General features: G+C 28.8%; 3 protein-coding genes. All 3 read left to right on the top strand.

What is annotated here, in order from left to right:
- The first annotated feature begins 109 nt into the window (after nucleotides 1-109).
- The 3 genes from HGPT_RS05345 (at nucleotide 110) to bioB (ending at nucleotide 2,691) form a co-directional block, all read left to right on the top strand.
- The gene (locus tag HGPT_RS05345; RefSeq protein WP_019138812.1) at nucleotides 110-859 is read left to right on the top strand and encodes a DNA/RNA non-specific endonuclease; all 750 of its coding nucleotides are present in this window, start codon (nucleotides 110-112) and stop codon (nucleotides 857-859) included.
- Between the two features lie 198 nt (nucleotides 860-1,057).
- Nucleotides 1,058-1,663, top strand: coding sequence for a tRNA (guanosine(46)-N7)-methyltransferase TrmB (trmB, locus tag HGPT_RS05340; protein ID WP_019138811.1), 606 nt, complete (start codon nucleotides 1,058-1,060; stop codon nucleotides 1,661-1,663).
- Between the two features lie 62 nt (nucleotides 1,664-1,725).
- Nucleotides 1,726-2,691, top strand: coding sequence for a biotin synthase BioB (gene bioB, locus HGPT_RS05335; protein ID WP_019138810.1), 966 nt, complete (start codon nucleotides 1,726-1,728; stop codon nucleotides 2,689-2,691).
- Nucleotides 2,692-2,800: the final 109 nt, after the last annotated feature.

Below are 2,800 nucleotides of genomic sequence, written 5' to 3'. Positions count from 1 at the left end.
TTTCTCTTTAGTAAACTTTTTTTAAATTTATATCTTACTATATAATAAGAAATGTTACTCTTATAGTAATTTTTTTAATTGAAAAAATATTAGATGGGATTGTGATTTTTTGAGGAAAAATAAAAACTTAAAAGCGATAGTAGCTGTGGCGCTCACACTTATTGGTTTTTTATTTGGACAAGATCAACTAAAGGATTTTGATAAAAACTACAAGCTAAAGACTTTAAATAAATTAGAAGAATTATTAGATATATTTGGAAATAAGTATGAAGTAAAAGATTCTAGCATCTATTATAAAATTGATAAAAATCCACCACAATTTACCGAAGAAGATTTAAAAATGGGTCCAGATTATTCATATTTTTCCCAATTAGATGAATTAAATAGGGTTGGACCTGCCAATGCTTTAATAAGTAGGGATTCAATGCCTAAAGAGCCTAGAGGAGATATTTCTAAAGTGTATCCCAGTGGTTGGCATCAAAAATTTTATAAATTTGTAGAGGGAGAGGCTATTTATAACAGGTGTCACTTAATTGGATATCAGCTAACAGGAGAAAATGCCAACTGGAAGAATTTAATGACAGGTACTAGATCCTTTAACGCTAAGGGAATGCTCCCTTTTGAAAATGTAGTAGCGGCATATATAAAAGATACTGGAAAGAAAGTTAGATATAGGGTTACTCCGGTTTTTTTAGATGACGAATTAGTTGCAAGGGGTGTCATCATGGAAGCTTACAGTATAGAAGATGGTGGCAAAAAAATTAATTTCAGAGTTTTTGTCAAGAATATAGAAGAGGGAGTCCAAATAGATTATAAAACTGGAAGGACAAGATTAGCTAAAAATAAAGGATTAAATTAGATTTCAAGATAAGCAAAAATTTAATTCTACAATAAATAATAAAACTACATAAAAGTTTTTGAAAAGCCAAATTTTATGGCTTTTTATTTTTGTAAAAAATAATAAACTTGTTGACACATATATAACTTATGTTATAATTCCATAGGATAAAAAGGAGAATGAAATGAGACTTAGAAAAAACATTTTGCAATACCTGAAATGAATGAAAACCCCTATGTTTATTTTAATGGACAAGAAAACAAGGGTAAATGGAAAGAAATATTTCAAAATGACAATCCCATCTATTTAGAAATTGGAGCTGGGAAAGGTACTTTTACAATAGAGTCAGCAAAAAGAAATAAAGATATTAATTATATAATGGTAGATATAGAAACTAATGCGCTTATCTATGCAACTCGAAAAATTTTAGATGAAGAGTTAACAAATGTAAGAGCCATGCCAATAAATGCAGAAAATATTTTAGATTATTTTGAAAAAGATGAACTCGATAGAATATATATAAATTTCTGCAATCCTTGGCCAAAATTAAGACACAAAAAGAGAAGATTAACTTATCCAAGATTTTTGGAAAAATACAAGATAATATTAAAACCAAAATCACAAATTTACTTTAAAACAGACGATTTAGAATTATTTGAAGAAAGCTTAGATTACTTTAAAGATTCTGGATTTTCTACTTTAATAGAAGACTTTGACATGACTTTGGAAGAATATCCTCAAAATATAGTGACTGAATACGAAAGTAAATTTAGAGGATTAGGCGAAAAAATCAAATTTGGCGTATTTGAACATTATGTTAACTAAAAATTAAATAACATTGACAATAAAACTCTTGAAATATATAATAAATTTCAGGAGTTGAGGAAATGGATATAATTGAAATAAAAGAAAAAGTGAAAGATGGCTACGAAATAACAAGAGATGAAGCAATAGAAATTTACAAGTCAGATTACGAAGAACTAACTAAGGCTGCAGATGAACTTAGAAAATATTTTTGTGGAAATGATTTTGATATATGTACAATAATAAACGCAAAGAGTGGAAAATGTTCTGAAAATTGTAAATTTTGTGCCCAATCAGGCCATTATCACACACATGTTAAAGAATATGACCTATTAGATAAGGAAACAATAGTGAATGATGCCTTGGACAAATATAATAGAGGTATTCCAAGATATTCAATGGTAGCAAGTGGAAAGTCACTTACAAATGAAGACATAAATAACATTTGTGACATAACAAGAGAGATTTATGAAAAAGCACCTGGGATAAGAGTATGTCTATCTGGAGGTTTGATTTCTGAAGAAGGATTTGAAAAACTAAAGGATGCAGGTGTAAAGAGAGTACATAATAACCTAGAATCATCAAGAAACTATTTTAAAGAAATATGTACTACTCACACCTACGATCAAAAAATTAATACAATTAAAGCAGCTCAAGAAGCTGGCATGGAAATTTGTTCAGGTGGATTAATTGGCTTGGGAGAAAGCTTTGAAGATAGAATAGATATGGCAATGGAATTAAGAGAACTTGGAGTAAAATCTGTTCCAGTAAATCTTTTAAATCCAATAAAAAATACGCCCTTAGAAAATATGGAAAAACTATCTATGGAAGAAGTTAATAGAACTTGTGCAACATTTAGATTTATTTTAAAAGATGCCTTCATAAGACTAGCAGGCGGAAGATCCTTAATGGAAGAATATGGTAAATCAGCATTCACTAGTGGAGCTAATGCTACAATATCTGGAGTACTACTCACTACAGAAGGACCATCTATTGAAGATGACATAGAAACATTAAGAGAATTGAACTACGAAATAAAAGCAATGTAAAAAGAAATAAAAAATGTAAAAAAACTTTTAAAAAATCTTTATAAAGTATTGACAAAGAAATGTAAAAATAGTAATATAAAACAGCTGTAAGAAATGCAGCTGTTTTTAA

The organism is Peptoniphilus timonensis JC401 (assembly GCF_000312025.1).
GTDB lineage: Bacteria > Bacillota > Clostridia > Tissierellales > Peptoniphilaceae > Peptoniphilus_A > Peptoniphilus_A timonensis.
Note: the sequence above shows the minus strand (reverse complement) of the source record. Positions and strands in the feature narration are given on the sequence as shown.

Bases quoted from the DNA above. Each gene is read 5' to 3' on its own strand.
- trmB (WP_019138811.1), top strand. From the start codon at position 1,058: ATGAATGAAAACCCCTATGTTTATTTTAATGGACAAGAAAACAAGGGT.
- bioB (WP_019138810.1), top strand. From the start codon at position 1,726: ATGGATATAATTGAAATAAAAGAAAAAGTGAAAGATGGCTACGAAATA.